Source organism: Photobacterium piscicola (assembly GCF_900166965.1).
In the GTDB taxonomy this organism is placed as follows: Bacteria; Pseudomonadota; Gammaproteobacteria; order Enterobacterales; family Vibrionaceae; genus Photobacterium; species Photobacterium piscicola.
On record NZ_FUZI01000002.1, the window covers coordinates 207,764 to 228,082 of the forward strand.

The window sequence follows — 20,319 nt, forward strand, 5'->3', positions numbered from 1 at the left end:
AAACATTATTTATATTTAACAACGCGACCATTATCAGTGAGTCCATTCGTTATAAATACTTTACCTTGATTTGAGATCAATACAGCTTCAATATCAGCCTGATGATTAAGGTAAAAGAGAGCATCATCTATAGAGGGTAAAAAGCCTGCGGTACTCCATATTTCACCATCAACAGACAGCTTTGAAATAATCGTCACACTCGCGATATTGCTTGAGATAGGCCTCCCTGTTTGTCCATCAAGAAGGTGATGGTATCGCTGACCATTGTATTCAAAATATCGTTCATTAATGCCAGACGTTACCATTGAGTAATCTCGTAAAGGTACAACTCGACAGATATCACCACGCGAAGTAGCCAGCGGGTTTTGAATACCAACATTCCATGTTTGAGAGATATTCTCAGGCGAATAACCAATGGTCAGTACATTACCACCAAGATTAATAAAGCCGTGCTCGACCCCGTTAGCAGTAAGAAAATCTTTTATCCGATCAGCAAAATACCCCTTGGCGATAGCACCTAAATCTATCTGCATACCAGCTTGAGAAAGGTATACCGACTGATAGTCATCATCTAGGATAATTTTCGATGGATCAACAAGTTGTAATTTTTCCGCAAGCTCCGCATCAGTGGGAAACTTGGCATCTTTAAAACCGATATGCCATGCTTTTACCAGTGGTCCAATCGCCACATTAAACGGATTTAGAGGATCGACACTGATCGATTTTGATTTCTTAATCAGCGCATAAAGATCCGGCTTTACACGGACAGGTCGAATGCCTGCGTGGTTGTTGACGCGCATAAGTTCAGATTGCGCCTGATTAACCGTAAAACGTTGAGTAAACTCTTGAAGTTGCAGATAACATTCTTTGATCAACCCTTCACCACGTTCATTATGAATCACAAGATCAATAAAGGTTCCCATCATAGTAAAACGCGTTTTATAACAGTGCATTAAGTCTATACTCGTTAAATAGTAAAAAGGGAAGCACATGCTTCCCTTTTGTCTCATTAAACGCGGTTAGATACGCTATCACCGGCTATACGGCCATACGTGAAGATATCTATCAACGCATTACCACCTAAACGGTTACCAGCATGAATACCACCTGTTACTTCACCCGCGGCATATAGCCCAGAAATTGGTGCCCCTGTTTTATCCAATACACACGCTTTAGTATTGATCTTTAAGCCACCCATCGTATGGTGAACCGATGGCTTACGTGGCGTTGCATAGAACGGTGCTTTTTCCACTTTTAAGCCAAGTGCACCTTTGTGGAATTCAGGATCACGCCCTTCATCAACGTAGCTGTTATAACGGCGAATTGTTTCTATTAACGCTTCCGTCGGCACATTAATTTTCTGAGCTAATTCTTCAATTGAATCCGCTTTAATAATAATACCTTCTTCGATCTCACGCTCAATGGTTTCATCTGTGGTGTTAGCCGCCGTTTTACGGATAGCTTCATCGGCAATCATGTAAACCACACCGCCATTATCGAAGAACGAGCGAGAAAGCACGTCTCGACTTTCACATTCATCGACAAAGCGCTTGCCTTGATTGTTAACAAAAACAAAGTTTTCAGGTGGAACAATAAGACCTGTTAATAACGCACCAGATTTAGGATCACCAATAGGCATTAACTGAACATATTCCATACCCACTAAATCGGCACCTACTTTTTCACCGATTTCAATACCATCACCAATAAGTGCTGGTGAGTTGGTTGTTTTAATATCATCAGCAATCTCGTTCCAGTAGTTATTGTATTTTTGCAGCATTTTCGTATTTGCACCAAAACCACCAGAAGCCAGTACAACACCACAATTAGTGGTCAATACATATTTTGTACCGTCTGAATGAGTTGCTTTAATACCAACTACTTTTCCATCATCAACAATCAATTCTTCAGCTCGCGCATCCGTAATGATATGTCCACCTTGGGCAATCACTTGCTTTTGAAGTTTTTCGACAAACTCAACACCTTTAGGACGATTCGGTTTGTGCGCACGGCGCCATAAAGCACCAACAGCGATATCCACCATGCCACGGTTAAAGTCGATACCTTTTTCAGTTAACCAATCAATCGATTCCATCGCACGACTTGTTAACGTCTGTACCAAATCGTATTGACCGTGAATTAACTCACCATTAAGATTAGTGCGTTTACCACCTAGGTATGTCTGAATTAGGTGCAGTTCAACTGAATCAAACAGGTAATTTTTCCCACTTTCAGTATCAAGGAAATAATTTGCCAATTGATCTTTCAGTGTACGGAAATCGGCAAGATATTCTTCTGCAATATCTGACTCAGGTGTAGCGACAATCGCTTTAAGGTAATCCACTTCACCAGCAATCGCAGGGAAATCTTTTACCCACTTAGGCTCTGCTGCATTCACCCAACCGCCTGTACGTACAGTGTTACCACCAACAGCAGGGAATTTTTCAAGCAGAATAACAGATTTGCCATTATCTAAAGCGGTAAGCGCTGCACTTAAACCTGCGCCACCGCCACCAACAACAACAACATCGACAGTTTTTTCGATAACTTCTGTTGACCATTCAACCGCTTCACGTGCTTTACAACGAAGCGCTTCAGAGTTACCACCCGCTAAATCAACAGCATCAGATACACCGTCAATAACCGCTTGGCTACTCACTGTCGCACCAGAAATTACATCAATATTGAGAGTTTGGCCTTCCATAATCTGTTGCGGAATACGCTCAAACGCAGGGTTAGCAATACCGTCTGACTCTTTTGAAGAATCAACGATAATATCGAGGATCTTGTCGTCTGAGAACGTCACTGTTACCGGTAGTTTGCCATTGTGCCCGTAGCCATAAGCGATGTACTCACCAGGCTCAAAGCTGATCTCAACGTTTTGTAATTCTTTAATACGCTGATGCTTTAATGCCTCAGCCTTACTATCAACAATCATGTAGTCCATGATTTCCCAAAGTGGTGTTGGGATCTTTAGTTGATATTGTTGCTCAATATCAGCGAATTCGGCACATTCTTCACCATTGATCGCTTTTGTCGCCCATGTTGGCTCAACAAGGAAACCTTTACCCACACTCACCATGTCGTAGCCTTGCGCTAACGCTTGATTAGCATCAGAACGCTGAGCGATACCACCAACACCTATTACAGGGATTTTGGCAACATTTTCAGACTCAAGCGCATGGTATTTACGAATAAGTAGTTCTTTATCTTCAGGGGTTACAATCGAATTGCGAGCATAATTCCCCATAGAAAAATGAAAATAATCAAGACCACTCATCGCCAACTTATCAAGCAAGTACATGGTATCTTCGAAACGAATACCAGGCTCTTCGATTTCTTCAGGAGAAAAACGGTAACCAATAATAAAATCATCGCGTTGATGATCAGCGACAACTTTTTTCGCTCCATTTAAAACAGCAAGAGGAAATGCAGTACGCTTTTCAATATCACCGCCCCATTTATCATTTCGACGGTTTGAGTGCGGAGAGAAGAACTGTTGAATAATGTATGTATTAGCGCCATGGATCTCAACCCCATCAAAACCCGCAACGATTGCACGATTAACAGCATTAGAAAAAGCGTCAATCATAAAGCCAATTTGCTCTTTCGTCATCTCAAGTGGTGTTTCTGCATTATCACGAAGCGCAGCAATAGGGCTTGCAGAAATAGGTTGATGACCACCATTGTATTCGCCGTTTGCCATACGACCAGCATGATAGATCTGAAGAATGGCCTTTGAGCCTTTCTCTTTAATTGCTGATGCTAACTTCTTAAGCCCAGCGATCTTACTATCGGTATTGATGCCCAATGCACCGGGAAATGCTCTTCCGTAATTTTCGACAAACGCACTTTCAACAATAACTGCACCAGCATCGCCTGAGCGAGCAGCATAATAGTTGATCATTTCTTGCGTAACACCGCCATCAAAAAAAGCAGATTGAATGGTCATAGGTGCCATAACAATGCGATTTTTAAGTTTTGCTTGTGATAAGCCTAATTGAATTTCATCTGTTAAATTATTCACTGATTCATATTCCAATATAATTTAATACTTATATAAAAAATCACTAAATATACAAATAGCTTTAAGTGATTTTTGAAATAAGAACTGAAGCAATTAAGTAATAATGAATAAAATTACTACAGGGATAGCTTATAGTAAAATGATACATCTGCATTTAATTCATGCACAATATTCATAAACCCATTAATATCTACCATTCTAAATTAACATTAAAAATCAAATAAAAACAAGGCAACACAAGCCGGCTATTAGCATTATTTAATAGCCATAATTAAATAATCTTCCATGTATTAACAGCTTGTAATATATAATTAAAACAACATCTAATAACATAATCCAAGTTCATAAAAGCATCTCTATGCTCGAATTTATGCAAATATACATAATTAAAAAACAATGTAGAGAACATCATTTAATCTGTATTAAAATAATAACATTCTCTATTAATATGAAGCCACATTTCATGGATATATATTATAATTAGTCATATTAAAAATTCGATAAAAGGGACATATCACGCAATTAGAGAAAAACATATCCTCGTTATCTTGGTGAATTCTGTTTTAGATTTAATAATCAGTACCTAGTTGAAGACATCTTCATACACTGATTAAATATCGTGCAAAATCAACACTGATACCAGAGAAATCATTAACCTTGGCTAAATATCAATAGTAATCATCGGTTATATTAATAAATACAGTATTTATATATCAAAACATGGACTAATATCACGTAGTTATCATAATATCATGTTTAATTTTTCCATTTCAGCTACTATTTTAAAACTAACACCTTAATAAAAAGAAAGAAGTTGGAGATGGATCCATTCTCACCGCTCTATTATCTCCAAAACCCAATCTGGGTATTTGATGTTGATAATAAAAAAATTCTATGGGCAAATGATAAATCATTACGTTTATGGGAAGCGACATCTATTGAAGAACTTTTAAATCGTGATTTAGGTCAAGATATGTCTGCAGCCGCCGCTGCAACATTATTAGAATACCAACAAACATTTAAATTAAATAAAACAATTAAAACATGGTGGCGATTCAATCCTAAACAAATAACTAAAAATATGTTGTGCTTATTTTCAGGTATTCCACTAACTGATGGCCGCATGGCTATGCTTGTAGAAGTGATTGCTGATGAATCCTCTCTACGTCGAGATTTGGCCTTTTCTGATTGTTCAAACTTAGCTCTTTTGTTTAATGGAGATGGCACTTTCATTAGTTCAAACGCTGCATTTTCAAGTTGTTACGGTGAAAATTTAGTTGATCTTTCAGAGTTCATTGGTGATATTGCCATTGCACAACAATGGCTAGAAAATGCTAAAAAAAATAACAGTTTTAAGTGCAATCGATTATGTTGGACAGGTCAACGCCACAATTGGTTTGATATTGAAGCAAAATGGTTAAACGATAATTCACAATTATTATTACAACTAGTGAATGTCACCAAAGATAAAGAAAAACTGAATAAAGAAAAATATAATGCTGAGCATGATTTTCTAACAGGATTAATGAACCGACGTGGTATTTCTGCTGCATTAAAAGCTAGTCATCACCATCGTTCCCATTATAGTTTATTATTTCTTGATCTTGATGGTTTTAAACTTGTTAATGATTCTTATGGCCATGCTGCAGGCGATAAATTACTTCGAGCAGTCGCTATCCGTCTATTAAACGTCGTGAAAGATAAAGGTCTTGTCGCTCGTTTTGGTGGTGATGAATTTATAATTCAAATAGAGAAGCGTAATTATACCACCATCGAAAACTTTACCGATCAAATAATAAAAACATTAAGTCGCCCTTTCCATATTAAAGATATTGGTGAACTCTCTATCAGCTGCAGTATTGGTACTGCAAATTATCCCGATGACGCTAATAATTTTGATACGCTTATCACTCAAGCAGATATGGCAATGCACCGGGCAAAACAAAGAGGCCGTAATTGCTATTATCCTTTTTTACAAGAAATGGCCGATGCGCTATATCGTAAAATGACCTTACGTCATCATTTATCTCAAGCTCTCGAAAACCATGATTTTGAACTATATTATCAGCCAATTATTGATTTAAATAGCCAACAATTAAAAGGATTTGAAGCATTAATCCGTTGGCATGATGAATTACTCGGTCAAGTTTCACCAGCAGAATTTATTCCATTAGCTGAAGAAACGGGCCAAATAGTACCGTTAGGGCTGTGGATATTACACAGTGCCTGTCAACAACTAGCCTATTGGACCCAACGGTATGCTCAGCCATTTATTATTAGCATTAACCTCTCACGTGCACAATTACAGCCAAATATTGCCCAGACAATTGAACAAATCATTCGTCAATATAATGTCAATCCATCTCAGCTTGCTTTAGAGATTACTGAATCTACCATGCTACAAGATTATTGTGAAACCAAGCCCTGCTTAGATGCATTAGCTGCAATGGGAATTGAACTCTATTTAGATGATTTTGGTACAGGCTATTCTTCTTTATCACAATTACATGAGTTACCAATTAGTACGGTGAAGCTTGATCAAAGTTTTATCCAGGGCGAACACTCCAGCAATAAAGTAATCATTGAAGCAACCAAAGCTATTTGTGACAAACTCAATTTAAAAATAGTGGCAGAGGGGGTAGAAACGCAGGCACAGCTTAATTATATCAACCAATGTGGTTTTGATTATTGTCAGGGATATTTCTTTAGCAGACCTCTGCCAGTTTATGAACTTGAAGAAAAGTATTTTCACACCCCTGAAATGAGCATGGCCGCACAATCATAGTAATATACTATTCCCTATCATTAATTTGATAGGGAACCTACTGTGTCGTCTAGGCGATATCCCGTCGCTCAGCATGAATTAATAAATTACGTGGCGTTATTGGTTTATCACAAAAAGTACCAAGCACAACCTCATAACCCTGCTCTTCAAGAAAACAAACGCGATCAAGTGCTAGCCAAATTTCAAGTGGTCGTCGAAATAATTGTCGAACTAATTCCATTCGTTCAATAATAGCAAATCGTTTTTCACCTTGGCGCTGCCACTTATCAAAATTAATATTCTCAGGTAACTGTACACCTCTTCTTGCGGCAGCCCACACACAAAAGGCTTCAAACCCTTGGTTAAGCAATGCTTTTTGTACATTTGGTACAGAAAGGTATGTCTCAGTTTGGCTAACTTCTCGCTGTAATAAATCAAATCCTAATCGAAAGCTCACTTCCACAAAGCGCAGTTGCTTAACTCGATTACCTGCTGTAACGGTTTCTTGCAAAGGAAGTCGTAAATCATGCTTAGATAGAACCAAGGAACTTGTTTTCGCAATCGTAGACATTGGTTGATAATGTGATTGACGAATGAGGTGATAACAGCACGGTGAAATACTCACTGCTGCCCCTTTATTAGCAGCGACCCGTTGCAGTAATGATACATGCAAATCACCACAAGCATGTAATGCAACTGCATGTTGGCGAGTCGTGATTGCGTTATCACTCTCACGACTAAATGCATCTGCATGAATAAAATTAATCGCTAACCCCAATTGCTTTGCCGCTTTTTCGCCATCAATGCATAATTGTGATTGCCATTCAAGGCTCGTCACTGGCTGTTGGTGCGATGCTGCCAATACACGTCCTAGATACCCCTTACCCGCACACCACTCTAACCATGGCAATCCTAAAGGTGGTAACACCTCATTGAAGGCGATAATTTGCTGCCACTTACGACCAGGAATACCACTATCAAACCCTTGTGGTACTGATCTGTCAGTACGCGTTAAAGGTTGGATTTTACTAACAAGTTGAGTTAATGCTTCTGCATCATCAATCCAGGGCATTAGAGCTGTTGTTAAGGCATTGATATCATAACTTAATACCTGTAACTGGTTGTCATCTAAAGCTGTTAACCATTGGCAAAATGGCAAATTTTGATGCCAAACAAAGCCACGTTCAACAAAAGGCATAAACTGCCAAAATTGCCTGTTTTTTACCAATAAAGCATCGAGATGACGAAAAAGCTCAACGTAGTTAGACATAAACAACCATTAACCGACCTAAAATTGGGGGCTAGTGTATATCAAGCTTACGTTTGACACATTAACCAAATAAAAAAACCGCTATCACTAGCGGTTTCAATGATGTTAATAACAACTCAGACGTTATCTAACCGGTAATTCCATTGAAGCAAACATATCATTTATTTCTGCAGCATTTTTTAATGCGATAGCCTGATCAACAACATTACGAGTAAGATGAGGTGCAAAACGTTCCATAAAATCATACATATAAGTACGTAAGAATGTCCCTTTTTTGAAACCTATCATCGTCGTACTTGAATCAAAAATATGACTCGCATCCAGAGCAACTAAATCATCATCAGCGTTAGGGTCCATTGCCATACTTGCAATAACACCGACACCTAGGCCTAAACGAACATAGGTTTTAATCACATCAGCATCTGTTGCCGTAAATACAATTCTTGGTGTTAGACCTGAACGGTTAAATGCACTATCAAGTTCAGAACGGCCAGTAAAGCCAAACACATAAGTCACTAATGAATAAGCAGCTAAATCGTGAATAGTAATAGTAGGTTTAGTCGCAAGAGGATGATCTTTACGTACCACAATTGAGCGATTCCAATAATAACAAGGCAGCATAATCATATCTTGATATAAATGTAGCGCTTCTGTTGCTATAGCGAAATCAGAATTTCCTTTACCCACAGCATCTGCAATTTGACTTGGCGTTCCTTGATGCATGTGTAATGAAACTTTAGGAAATCTCGTTGTAAAACCTTGAATCACATCAGGCAATGCATAGCGTGCTTGAGTATGTGTCGTCGCAATATTTAGCGTTCCCATTTCCGGATGAGTATGCTCACTCGCAACCGCTTTAATACTTTCAACACGAGATAAAATATCACGTGAAATGCGTACGATATCTTCGCCAGCTGATGTTACTTTCGTTAAATGTTTACCACTACGTTCAAAAATCTGAATACCTAATTCATCTTCCAATAAACGTACTTGCTTACTAATACCCGGTTGAGACGTATATAAACTCTCTGCGGTAGATGAAACATTGAGGTTATGATTTACGACCTCAACAATATAACGTAATTGTTGTAATTTCATGGTCTCGCCCAATCAATAATCCGTTACCTTTCATACTTAGTCCTAAAATCTTCAACTGATTTTCATCTCAAAGCATGATCGTGCAACCATGTAATAAATATTTTATATATTGAATTAACGTTGTTTCATAGTATTTATTTACTTTACACCATAAAAATACTATTTCATCATCAAATAAGCATGAAGCAATGTTAAAACTTTATATTCCAAGTCTTTTTTATTGCCGGAAAACAACACTCATTGTTACGTTGTAATGCTGCATGTTGAAGTAATTTCAGCATAAAAACAAAGCATTTAAATTAAAAAACCATATCTTTCTCTATCACGTTATTTAGTTAGCATTTTTTACTAACAAACTACCACCAAACAACGAGATAGTGTATCTTCCTAAGTAATACATCAACCATGGAAGATAGACACACTTTATGAGTATCCCTCTCGTTATTGGCTTAATCAGTCTTCTGCTAATTCTAGTTATTGGCTACAGCATTATCATTCAATACCGGCAACGGCTAGAAAATGCTAAACAGCAAGAATTGGCAAAGCAAGTCGCAATCATTGACGCCACAGAAGAACTCATTAGTAATGCGAGTCATTTACCTTATAGTAAAGAGCTCTTAGTTTGTCTCAATAAACGCATTCTTTATGCACTTGAAACTATTGCTGAAGTTGACACTAAAGATCGTTCATTGAAACAACGCATCCATCATGTAACCGAACAAATATCACATTTAGAAACACACTTTGATCAAACCAATGTTGTCCCTTTCCAAGTGCCTAATTCAGATCGCCAAGCCATTGGTATGTTACAGCTCGTAAAGCGTTTAAAGAGTGTAATTAAAGGAGAGCATGGTAAAGGTCGTATTGCCACTCAAGCCTATGTGCTTGAAAATACGCGCTTAGAAAACATGCAATTAAGAATTAATATTGAAAACGTCGTTAAGCGCGCTAATGATGCTCGCTTAAAACGTCAATTTGGTACAGCTAAACAATTACTAAAGAAAGGGATTGATGTTCTATCTTCTCGTAATGATGAGTATGCAACAAAAGCGCAGCAGAAACTTCAATACATGCTGAGTGAAATTGATAATAATATGAGTGTCAGTAGTGAACAAGAACGACAACAATTACTCGACAAAGATAATGATGAATTAGATGTGTTATTTCAGCCAAAACGGAAATGGTGATTTAATTCTCTTTGTCTTACACTAGCTCAACGATAAAGGTCGCCATCGCGGCCTTTTTTGCGCCTTCAATAACTATAAATAAAGACATGCCTTATGGATAACGATAACACTCAACAAATGGTTAATAAATTACTCAAGCCTATTAACCAATTTCTTCAATGTGAAACCCCGGATAGCTGGATCAATGAAGCTATTAAGCCAGAGAACCTGATCCCATTATTGGTTGATCACTGTAATTGTGAATTAAAAGCAAGTCAGACTGCGATGTTTATGGTGCGTAAATACGCGGTTGACAAACAGAGTGGTGAAGCACTAATGGCATGGGCAAAACCTTATGAAGATTTTGTTTACGGTGGAAATAACCGCTCAACAGCCCAGTTTCACAGTAAAAAAAATGGCCTACTCGCCCCACTAACACCGCGCAGTGATTTTTATCATGGCCAAGAATTAATCGATAAAATGGTACGATTAATTAAAGAAGAGTTTCATCATTTTGAGCAAGTGTTAGAGATCATGGATAAGCGTGGTATTCCTTATAGTAACCTTCATGCAGGACGTTATGCTAAAGGGTTAATGAAAGCCGTACGTACTCATGAGCCAGCAACCTTAATTGATAAACTGATTGTAGGTGCATACATAGAAGCACGCTCTTGTGAGCGATTTGCCAAACTTGCCCCTTATTTAGATTCCGAATTAAGGAAGTTTTATATCTCGTTATTGCGCTCAGAAGCGCGCCATTATCAAGATTACCTAACTCTGGCTGAAAAAATTGCAGGAACAAACATTGCCGATCGCATTCGAGTGATTGGTAATAAAGAAGCGGAATTAATTACCACTCCTGATGATACGTTTCGTTTTCATAGTGGTATTCCTATCACCGCTATAGCTTGTGTTTAAAATCATAAGATCACTAACACCTACAAAAAAACCGCCAAATTTGGCGGTTTTTTTTAATCACAGAATAACGAATTACTCTTCTTCTGCTGATTTTTCTTTTTTAGGCTTTTTACGCTTATCGGTAATTTCCCACTTACCGTCCACAAATAAACCCGTCCAGCCTGTTGGCTTACCGTCTACTTCTGAACGCACGTAATTCTCTTTAGTTTTACGTGAGAAGCGAATCACTGTTGGTAGACCATCAGGGTCAGCCACAGGCGCATCAGTTAAGTATAAGAACTTAGGTGATAGGCGTTCTTTAAAGCGTACAAGCTCTTCCACTAACGGTGCACGTGTTTCACGTGACTTAGGGAACGTACTCGCTGCCATGAACAAACCAGATGCACCATCACGTAAAACGAAGTACGCGTTGGTGTCTTGTGTACATGGAATTTCTGGCAAATGTACAGGATCTTCTTTTGGTGGCGCAACTTCGCCATTCTTTAGAATCTTACGGGTATTCTTACACTCTTCGTTAGTACACCCCATGTACTTACCAAAACGACCGTTCTTCAGTTCCATATCAGAACCACACTTGTCGCATTCAATCAGCGGGCCTTCATAGCCTTTAAGCTTGAACTCACCTTTTTCAACAATGTAACCATCACAGCTTGGGTTATTACCACAAACGTGCAGCTTACGATCTTGATCAATAAGGTAAGCATCCATTGCCGTGTTACAAATAGGACAACGTTTTTTAGCGCGTAATGCAGCTGTTTCAACGTCTTCCTCTAGAACATTAACAATGCCTTCTTCACTGCCTAAGTTGATCGTTGTTTTACAACGCTCTTTAGGTGGCAATGCATAGCCAGAACAACCAAGGAAAACACCTGTTGATGCAGTACGAATACCCATAGGTCGTGAACATGTCGGACATTGAATATCCGTTAGCACGATATTATTAGGCTGCATACCACCTTCTGCTTCATCTAGCTCTGCTTTTTGAAGCTCGGCCGTGAAATCAGAGAAGAACTCATCGAGTACTTTCTTCCAGTTTTTCTCACCTTCAGCAATTTTATCTAGATTACCTTCCATACGGGCAGTAAAATCAAAATCCATCAAATCAGGAAAACTATTGTCTAAACGGTCAGAAACAATCTCGCCCATCTTTTCAGCATAGAAACGACGTTGATCTACACGTACATAACCACGATCTTGAATGGTTGAAATAATCGACGCATACGTTGATGGACGACCAATGCCACGCTTTTCAAGTTCTTTCACCAATGCCGCTTCTGTAAAGCGTGCTGGCGGCTTAGTAAAGTGCTGCTTAGGCTCAAGTTGCTCTAACTTCAGTACATCGCCTACGTTAACTTCAGGTAATGTTGTATCTTCATTTTTACCTGACGGGCGCTGTACTAATGTCCAACCAGCAAAACGTAAAGTACGGCCTTTCGCTTTTAGCAAGAAATCCCCTGCTTTAACGTTGATAGTACTTGAGTCATATTTTGCTGGCATCATCTGACAAGATACAAATTGACGCCAAATTAAGTCATACAACTTAACTGCATCTTGATCCATGCCTTCTAAATTTTCAGCCTTCACTTCTACGTTTGAAGGACGAATTGCTTCGTGCGCTTCTTGCGCATTTTTCTTACTGCCATAAACATTGGCATTTTCAGGTAAATACTCATTACCATACTCATTACCAATTAGCTCACGCGCTGCTTCAACGGCCTCTTTTGAAAGGTTAGTCGAGTCAGTACGCATGTAAGTAATATAACCCGCTTCATATAGGCGCTGTGCAAGGCCCATAGTGCGCTTAACACCATAACCTAGACGTGTACTTGCCGCCTGCTGAAGTGTAGAGGTGATATAAGGCGCAGAGGGCTTGCTGCTAGTTGGGCGATCTTCACGCTCAATCACTTCATACGCTGCTTTTTCAAGTAGTGCATGGGCAGCCATCGTATCGACTTTATTTTCAGGACGGAATGCTTTACCCGCCTGTTGTGCAACCATTAACCGTAAAGCGTCTTTGCCTACCGTTAGTGTATCTGCATGAATATCCCAGAACTCTTCGGGATCAAATGCATTGATTTCATGTTCGCGCTCAACAATCAGTTTTACCGCAACTGACTGTACACGACCAGCAGATAGACCACGGGCAACTTTTTTCCACAATAGTGGTGATACCATGAAGCCAACAACACGATCGAGGAAGCGACGTGCTTGTTGCGCATTCACGCCATCAATATTCAATTCACCTGGTTGTTCAAATGCTTGTTGAATAGCATTTTTAGTGATTTCGTTAAAGACAACTCGTTTATAGCGTGATTCATCGCCACCGATGATCTCACGAAGGTGCCACGCAATGGCTTCTCCTTCGCGGTCTAAATCCGTTGCGAGATAGATACAATCAGCATCTTCAGCTAATTTTTGAAGTTCACTAACAACTTTTTCTTTGCCAGGAAGTATTTCATAATGCGCATTCCAATCATCATAGGGATCAACACCCATTTTACTGATTAGCGCTTTACGATCTTTCTTCTGTTTAATTGCTGCTTTTTCTTCAACACTCAACCCTTTAGTCGATGTTGCTACAGCTTTTTTACCGCCACTGCGGGCGCCCGTTGGCAAATCACGTACGTGACCAACGCTTGATTTTACAATGAAATCCTTACCCAAGTACTTATTGATTGTTTTCGCCTTGGCTGGGGACTCCACGATAACGAGAGATTTACCCATAATGACCCTATTACGTCCTCGTGCTCGCTAATTCTAAAAATATAAATAACTGCTTAGCTAATCATTAGCGCCACAACATTCGACCAATCTCATTAAGTCACTAATCGAAAAATTTAAGAGCAGTGAATTAATATGATGAGTTACAATTTGAGAATGATACATATTTGCAATTAATTATTGCACTTCATTTACGTAAAATACTCTTTACATATTGGGCTAGAAAACAAGAAGGTCAACTGCTTTTTAATTAATTTCGTCTATTTGGTTGTACCTTCCGCACTTGTTATTAAGTTGTGAATATTCAAAAAGCAACATTTACAGCCCTTTCAACGTACTGATAATCAAAATGATAAAATTAAAATTTACCTTATATGACAATCACTTTGATGCTTTATTGTCTCTGCAATAACAAAAATCCGCATCATCAATATCATTGATATAGAATTATTTGGTCAGCTTTACTAATTTTTTTTGCATTTAATCACAGTATTTATGCTTTTTAATATAATACCCGCCCATATTTGAATAGATATTAACCAATTAACAACCCTGTTATTTGTTTTCTCATAGCAACTTACTTAGACTGTGTTTATTCTACTATCAATGAGTATTTATCATGGCTAATAAAGCTGAAATTTCGATCAATGAGCTATTAATGATCGCCAATCAAATCATTCAAGATCACAAAGATTACGTTGAAGGTATGCGCGCGACATCAGTAATAGAAAAAGATGGCGTATTAATCTTCAAAGGCGAGTACTTCCTTGATGATGAGGGCTTACCAACGGCTAAAACAACGGCTGTATTTAATATGTTTAAGTTCTTGGCTCATAAGTTATCACCAGAGTTCACACTAAACACATTACTTGTTTAAGCAAAATTTAAACAAAAAAACCCGCGATCACGGCGGGTTTTTTCATCTCTCGGGGTTAACCATTATTACATAAATGGACGCTGACCACGCGCAACCCACTTCATTAATAACGTATCTGCCGCTTCACTTGACGCACCAGAAAGCTTCTCGATTAACTTCTTGCGACGTACATATTTAACCTGTAATACTTCACGCGCTTTACAAGCTTCGGTGATCAAATCATCACTGGTGCTAATCTGATCCACTAAGCCTAATTCAAGGGCTTGTTGACCAAACCAATGCTCACCTGTTGCCACTTTATTTAAGTCAAGTTCAGGGCGATGAACAGCAATAAATTGTTTAAATAAACCGTGTGTTTCTTCAATCTCTTCTTTGAATTTTTCACGCGCTTTATCTGAGTTTTCACCAAACATAGTTAAGGTACGTTTAAACTCACCTGCCGTAATTTGTTCAAACTCAATATCGTTTTTCTTCAATACCTTACTAAAGTTTGGTAGTTGTGCAATAACGCCAATAGAGCCCACAATAGCAAACGGTGCTGAGACAATTTTATCCGCAACACACGCCATCATATAACCACCACTTGCCGCGACTTTATCAACAGCTATCGTTAACGTAATACCAGCCGCTTTTAAACGGTCAAGTTGTGATGATGCTAAACCATAAGCATGTACCATACCGCCACCTGTTTCTAAACGTAGCAATACTTCATCACCTTCAATTGCAATGGCTAAAATAGCGCTAATTTCTTGACGTAATGACGAGACTTCACGTGCATCAATACTGCCGTGAAAATCAATAACAAATAAACGAGGATCACGGGTTGTGGTTAAATTACCATTTTTCACCGCTTGTTTTACTTCATTTTGGCGCGCTTTATCTTGTTCTTTATCTGATTTTTTATCCGCTTTATCACGGGCTTTTAATAATGCTTTGTCAAATAAATGAGATTCTAACTGCTCAACGGTCTCTTTATATTGTTCAGTCAAATCGGTAACTTCTAGTTCACCTTTTTGAGAACCATGACGACCATTTAACGCTTTTGTTAATACCAATACACCCACAATCGCAATAACAACTGTCGCTATTTTGGCGAAAAACAAACCATATTCAAACAAAAATTCCAAGATTCAATCCTCTATTAGGCAAGAAAAAGCGCCATAATTTATTGTAAAAATGTACTAACTATCGCCATTCTTAGTTCGATTTATCTTTATAATAAATCAATATCATCGACACGATATTCACATAAAACTACATTCTCTCAGAATATAAATTCTGATATGTTTTAGTAGTAATCGATATTACAGTCAAGCTCAAGACTTGATGCGTTCTTAGATGAAAAAACACTCAAATATCGACAAAAAGACACTATTTAAAAGGAAGCTACTGTGGATTATCAAATTGCTGCGGATAATTTAAAAGATCGCGTGATATTAGTAACTGGGGCTGGTGATGGTATCGGCCGAGAAGCCGCACTCCAATATGCTGCTCATGGTGCGACCGTGATCCTGTTAGGCAGAACTGTCGCTAAGCTTGAAGCTGTTTATGATGAAATAGAAAAAAATGGCAGCAAGCAAGCCGCGATTATTCCATTAGATTTAATGGGTGCAACTAAACAACACTACATTGATATGGCAAATACCATTCAGCAGCAATTTGGGCGCTTAGATGGCGTACTACACAATGCAGGATTATTAGGCGCATTAAGCCCACTTGATCATATTGAAGAATCTGTTTTTGACGATGTGATGCAAGTTAACGTAAAAGCGCAATTATTACTTACTCAGGCAATTTTACCATTAATCAAACAGTCACCAGATGGTCGAATTATCTTTACCTCATCCACCGTCGGTCATATTGGACGTGCTTTTTGGGGAACCTACGCAATATCTAAATTTGCCACAGAAGGCATGATGCAAGTCTTAGCCGATGAGCTAAGTGATACTTCAATTAAGGTCAATGCCATCAATCCGGGTGGAACCCGTACAGGTATGCGAGCACAAGCCTTTCCCGCGGAAGATGCTCGTTTACTCAAAACACCGTTAGATATTATGCCACTTTACCTATATCTAATGGGACCAGAAAGCCGCCATATCTCAGGGCAATGTCTTGATGCTCAGCGTAAGCCCGGCATTAGCAATGAACAATAAATAGTAGTTATAAAAAAGCCGACATCGCTGTCGGCATTTTAATATCAATCGTGCACTTTATGCATTAGTCGCGTTTAAACAATTACTTACGTGTACGAGGTTTAGCTGGCTTATTTGCTAATGGGTTACGACGATTTGCCGCATTGCCAGAAGGCTTACGCTTGCCAGAACCATTTTGTGGCTTATCTGATGAATTATAAGGCTTCTTCTCATCATCTCTTGGCTTACCTGCAATATGTACAGGTTTACCTTTAGCGCGATCTGAACGAGGTTTAGCATTATCACGACCTGTTGGTGCAGGTTTAGCACGGCCACGACCACCACGTTGCTCTTGTTGTTGTGAATCAACTTCAGCATTACGACTTGAGCTTGATGGTGCGCGACGATCATTATTACGACCGCGACGACCACCCGTACCCGTTGTTTCTACACGCTCTTCATGACGACGAACAGCACGACGAATTTGACGAATACCTTTTTTACGCTTCTGACCTTCAACCGTTAATACTGTTTCAGTTTCAGGTGGTAGCTCAACGGTAGCACGAAGTTCATTCACTTCTTTTAGTTCTAGCTCGCTCCAACCGCCACGAGGCATGTCTTTCGTTAAGTAAACATCACCATAACGAACACGTTTCAGACGGCTAACCGTTACACCCTGAGAATCCCATAAACGACGAACCTCACGGTTACGGCCTTCAGTGATCACTACGTAGAAAGTATGATTCATACCTTCACCGCCAGAATAAACAACATCTTCAAAGCGTGCTACGCCGTCTTCCAGCTCAACGCCTTTAACGACATTCTTAATCATCTGCTCGTTTACTTCACCAAATACACGCACCATGTACTCACGTTCAACAGTACGGCTTGGGTGCATTAAACGGTTAGCTAATTCACCATCAGTAGTGAAAAGTAATAAACCTGAGGTGTTAGCATCTAGACGACCAACAGAAACCCAACGGCCTGTTGTTAGACGTGGTAAACGATCAAAAACAGTACGACGACCTTCAGGATCATGACGAGTACATAACTCACCTTCTGGCTTGTTGTAGGCCAAAATACGGCAGATTTCTTCATCTGACGAAATTAATGCAATATTGTGGCCATCAATGCGTACACTAACGCTAAGATCATCAAGACGATCGCCAAGTTTAGCAACAACACCATCAACGCTCACACGGCCGTTTTGGATCATCAATTCGATTTCACGACGTGATCCTTGTCCTGCACGCGCTAATACTTTTTGTAATTTTTCGCTCATTGTAAACAAACCTTTGTCGCCTTCACAGGCGTCGAAATTCTCATCAAAGTCCTCTTCTCAGTTCTCTTTTTATTGTTGCAATGATTGCGCAAAAAAAGAAAGTGAGGGGAAATAATGCGAATAGCAATAATTTGGATTCTAGCGTGATAATCAATTATCTATCATGCTAGATATGTAGCCGATTATTATCGCAAATCTAACGGTTATTTACCATAAAAATAGCGATAAAAAAAACGTATCATAAACAATATGATACGTTTATAAAAATGCATATACCGCCAATGCATTTACTGTGGAAATTAAACGATTTTATTCAAACGGCGTAATATCACCAGCACCAATACGTACAATATCAATGTTACCGTCACTAAAATCGATAACGGTTGTTGGCTGCTCACTGAGATAACCACCGTGCATGATTAGATCAACAGCATGTTCTAATTGGTCACGAATCTCATCAGGATCCGCTTCTGTGGTCTCTTTACCAGGTAAAATCAAACTGGTCGACATCATCGGTTCACCCAAAGCTTCAAGCAGCGCTAAAGCAATATTATTATCAGGAACACGAATACCAATCGTTTTACGCTTAGCGTTCATTAATCGACGTGGGACTTCCTTGGTGCCTTTAAAGATAAAGGTATAAGCACCTGGAGTATTATTTCGCAATAAACGAAACGCAATATTGTCAACGCGGGTATATAACGATAGTTCAGATAAATCACGGCATAACAAGGTAAAATTATGCTTATCGTTTAAACGTCGTATTTGACAAATACGCTCCAGCGCTTGTTTGTTTTCCATCTGACAACCCAGAGCATAACCTGAGTCGGTAGGATAAACCACAACCCCACCATTTTTAATAATATCAACCGCTTGATTGATTAAACGCGTTTGCGGTGTTTCTGGATGAACATAAAAAAACTGACTCATTTTTCCTCCTTCGAGGCAGATAACTCCGTGGTTATTTCTGCCTCTACTCGCTTTTTCTCTACCGTCCAATTCTGCCATAACGGCACTACATCTTTCGGTAACCACAAATTGCGGCCTAATTCGGTCCATGGGGATGGATAATGAAAATCAGACCCTTGTGAAGCGAGTAAATTATATTGGATGGCGTAATCCCCAAAAGTACGTCGTTCTTGCGGTGCTTGTTGAGGTTGAGCAACTTCAATACCGTCGCCTTTTGCGTCAATAAAATGCTGAATTAAGCGCTTGATCCATTTTGCCGTCATTTGGTAACGACCGGGATGAGCAATAACAGCTTGACCACCAGCGGCATGAATCACGGTTACAGCATCGGCAATTGAGCACCAACTTGGTGGCACATAACCAGGATTACCTCGGGTTAAGAATTTCTTAAACACCGCCTGCATAGTTTTGGCATAACCTTGTTCAACCAACCAACGAGCAAAATGCGCACGCGTAATCGAAGCGTCGCCCGCTAATGCCATCGCACCTTCAAAAGCACCTGGCATTTTGTTCTTTTCTAACCGTGCGCCAATCTCTTTTGCACGTGCAAGTCGATGTTCGGCTTGGGCGTTAATAAATGAAATTAACTCAGGATGATTAGGATCTATATTAAGCCCAACAATATGAATATCAAAGTTTTGCCACACCGTTGATATCTCAATACCATTAATTAATGTAATCGGTAATTGTTCTTGTTCAATAACAGCATGCGCTTGTGCTAGGCCATCAATCGTATCGTGATCGGTAATTGCCAACACATCAACCCGCATATCCACGGCGCGTCGAACAAGATCTTGCGGCGATAAGCGGCCGTCTGACGCTGTAGTATGACAATGTAAATCAAACAACATAACTTTACTTCTTGACTTTGTTTTTATGAACTAGTTTACTAGTACGTAATTACTAGGAATGATATGGCTTCTAACATCATAACCTTTAGCTAGTTTAAACCAATTCACCGCTATACACCTTGGTAATCCTTGGATATAGCAGCAGACAAATAGGATAGCGCCATGTTACAGCAAATTAGTACACAACGACCGCCTTTCTTGATTATTTACGAGTGGCAAGCAATGTTATGGCAACGGTAAAATA

At 39.2% G+C, this 20,319-nt stretch carries 14 protein-coding genes and 1 pseudogene; 6 read left to right on the forward strand and 9 right to left on the reverse strand.

Annotated features, from left to right (window positions below):
- Positions 1-5: 5 nt before the first annotated feature.
- Together CZ809_RS07170 and CZ809_RS07175 are read right to left on the reverse strand one after the other, a co-directional pair.
- The gene (locus CZ809_RS07170) at positions 6-953 is read right to left on the reverse strand and encodes an FAD:protein FMN transferase (RefSeq protein WP_080156746.1); all 948 of its coding nucleotides are present in this window, start codon (positions 951-953) and stop codon (positions 6-8) included.
- Between the two features lie 56 nt (positions 954-1,009).
- The gene (locus CZ809_RS07175) at positions 1,010-4,027 is read right to left on the reverse strand and encodes a flavocytochrome c (protein WP_080156747.1); all 3,018 of its coding nucleotides are present in this window, start codon (positions 4,025-4,027) and stop codon (positions 1,010-1,012) included.
- Positions 4,028-4,512: 485 nt separating this feature from the next.
- Between CZ809_RS07175 and CZ809_RS21370 the strand changes: the two are divergent.
- Both CZ809_RS21370 and CZ809_RS07180 read left to right on the forward strand, forming a co-directional pair.
- Positions 4,513-4,702 (forward strand): annotated as a pseudogene (locus tag CZ809_RS21370) (transposase); the annotation flags it as partial.
- Between the two features lie 145 nt (positions 4,703-4,847).
- On the forward strand, positions 4,848-6,812 hold the full coding sequence (locus CZ809_RS07180) for a putative bifunctional diguanylate cyclase/phosphodiesterase (protein WP_080156748.1): 1,965 nt from the start codon (positions 4,848-4,850) through the stop codon (positions 6,810-6,812).
- A 49-nt stretch (positions 6,813-6,861) separates the two neighbouring features.
- On the opposite strand, the gene CZ809_RS07185 is transcribed toward CZ809_RS07180, so the two are convergent.
- Complete coding sequence (locus CZ809_RS07185; RefSeq protein WP_080156749.1) at positions 6,862-8,061, reverse strand: methyltransferase; 1,200 nt, start codon at positions 8,059-8,061, stop codon at positions 6,862-6,864.
- 123 nt (positions 8,062-8,184) lie between these two features.
- A complete protein-coding gene (cysB, locus tag CZ809_RS07190; RefSeq protein ID WP_080156750.1) occupies positions 8,185-9,159 on the reverse strand; it encodes an HTH-type transcriptional regulator CysB in 975 nt (324 codons plus the stop codon).
- Positions 9,160-9,584: 425 nt separating this feature from the next.
- Between cysB and CZ809_RS07195 the strand changes: the two genes are divergently transcribed.
- Together CZ809_RS07195 and miaE are read left to right on the forward strand one after the other, a co-directional pair.
- Positions 9,585-10,346 (forward strand): DNA repair protein, encoded by a 762-nt coding sequence (locus CZ809_RS07195; protein ID WP_080156751.1) that lies wholly within the window; start codon positions 9,585-9,587, stop codon positions 10,344-10,346.
- Between the two features lie 93 nt (positions 10,347-10,439).
- The gene (gene miaE / locus CZ809_RS07200; protein ID WP_080156752.1) at positions 10,440-11,243 is read left to right on the forward strand and encodes a tRNA isopentenyl-2-thiomethyl-A-37 hydroxylase MiaE; all 804 of its coding nucleotides are present in this window, start codon (positions 10,440-10,442) and stop codon (positions 11,241-11,243) included.
- A gap of 72 nt (positions 11,244-11,315) precedes the next feature.
- Here miaE and topA read toward each other — a convergent pair whose 3' ends face one another.
- Positions 11,316-13,967 carry a type I DNA topoisomerase gene (topA, locus tag CZ809_RS07205; RefSeq protein WP_080156753.1) on the reverse strand — a complete coding sequence of 884 codons (2,652 nt, stop codon included), beginning with the start codon at positions 13,965-13,967 and terminating at the stop codon, positions 11,316-11,318.
- Positions 13,968-14,583: 616 nt separating this feature from the next.
- On the opposite strand from topA, the gene CZ809_RS07210 reads away from it, so the two are divergent.
- Positions 14,584-14,841: a DUF2498 family protein gene (locus CZ809_RS07210; RefSeq protein WP_080156754.1), complete on the forward strand. Its 258-nt coding sequence runs from the start codon at positions 14,584-14,586 to the stop codon at positions 14,839-14,841.
- Positions 14,842-14,906: 65 nt separating this feature from the next.
- On the opposite strand, the gene sohB is transcribed toward CZ809_RS07210, so the two are convergent.
- Positions 14,907-15,968, reverse strand: a complete 1,062-nt coding sequence (gene sohB, locus CZ809_RS07215; protein ID WP_080156755.1) for a protease SohB — start codon at positions 15,966-15,968, stop codon at positions 14,907-14,909.
- A gap of 264 nt (positions 15,969-16,232) precedes the next feature.
- Between sohB and CZ809_RS07220 the strand changes: the two genes are divergently transcribed.
- Entirely contained in the window at positions 16,233-16,994 is a 762-nt protein-coding gene (locus tag CZ809_RS07220; protein WP_080156756.1) for a YciK family oxidoreductase, read from the forward strand.
- 82 nt (positions 16,995-17,076) lie between these two features.
- Here CZ809_RS07220 and rluB read toward each other — a convergent pair whose 3' ends face one another.
- The 3 genes from rluB to rnm form a co-directional block, all read right to left on the reverse strand.
- Positions 17,077-18,255 (reverse strand): 23S rRNA pseudouridine(2605) synthase RluB, encoded by a 1,179-nt coding sequence (rluB, locus tag CZ809_RS07225; protein WP_080156757.1) that lies wholly within the window; start codon positions 18,253-18,255, stop codon positions 17,077-17,079.
- A gap of 309 nt (positions 18,256-18,564) precedes the next feature.
- Complete coding sequence (locus tag CZ809_RS07230) at positions 18,565-19,185, reverse strand: L-threonylcarbamoyladenylate synthase (protein ID WP_045035658.1); 621 nt, start codon at positions 19,183-19,185, stop codon at positions 18,565-18,567.
- Positions 19,182-20,075, reverse strand: coding sequence for an RNase RNM (gene rnm, locus CZ809_RS07235; protein ID WP_080156758.1), 894 nt, complete (start codon positions 20,073-20,075; stop codon positions 19,182-19,184). Before rnm ends, CZ809_RS07230 begins: the two co-directional genes overlap by 4 nt.
- Between the last annotated feature and the right edge of the window lie 244 nt (positions 20,076-20,319).

Excerpts from the sequence above, each read along its gene's own strand:
- CZ809_RS07170 (WP_080156746.1), bottom strand. The coding sequence starts at position 953 with ATGCACTGTTATAAAACGCGTTTTACTATGATGGGAACCTTTATTGAT.
- CZ809_RS07180 (WP_080156748.1), top strand. The coding sequence starts at position 4,848 with ATGGATCCATTCTCACCGCTCTATTATCTCCAAAACCCAATCTGGGTA.
- CZ809_RS07185 (WP_080156749.1), bottom strand. The coding sequence starts at position 8,061 with ATGTCTAACTACGTTGAGCTTTTTCGTCATCTCGATGCTTTATTGGTA.
- cysB (WP_080156750.1), bottom strand. The coding sequence starts at position 9,159 with ATGAAATTACAACAATTACGTTATATTGTTGAGGTCGTAAATCATAAC.
- CZ809_RS07195 (WP_080156751.1), top strand. The coding sequence starts at position 9,585 with ATGAGTATCCCTCTCGTTATTGGCTTAATCAGTCTTCTGCTAATTCTA.
- miaE (WP_080156752.1), top strand. The coding sequence starts at position 10,440 with ATGGATAACGATAACACTCAACAAATGGTTAATAAATTACTCAAGCCT.
- topA (WP_080156753.1), bottom strand. The coding sequence starts at position 13,967 with ATGGGTAAATCTCTCGTTATCGTGGAGTCCCCAGCCAAGGCGAAAACA.
- CZ809_RS07210 (WP_080156754.1), top strand. The coding sequence starts at position 14,584 with ATGGCTAATAAAGCTGAAATTTCGATCAATGAGCTATTAATGATCGCC.
- rluB (WP_080156757.1), bottom strand. The coding sequence starts at position 18,255 with ATGAGCGAAAAATTACAAAAAGTATTAGCGCGTGCAGGACAAGGATCA.
- CZ809_RS07230 (WP_045035658.1), bottom strand. The coding sequence starts at position 19,185 with ATGAGTCAGTTTTTTTATGTTCATCCAGAAACACCGCAAACGCGTTTA.
- rnm (WP_080156758.1), bottom strand. The coding sequence starts at position 20,075 with ATGTTGTTTGATTTACATTGTCATACTACAGCGTCAGACGGCCGCTTA.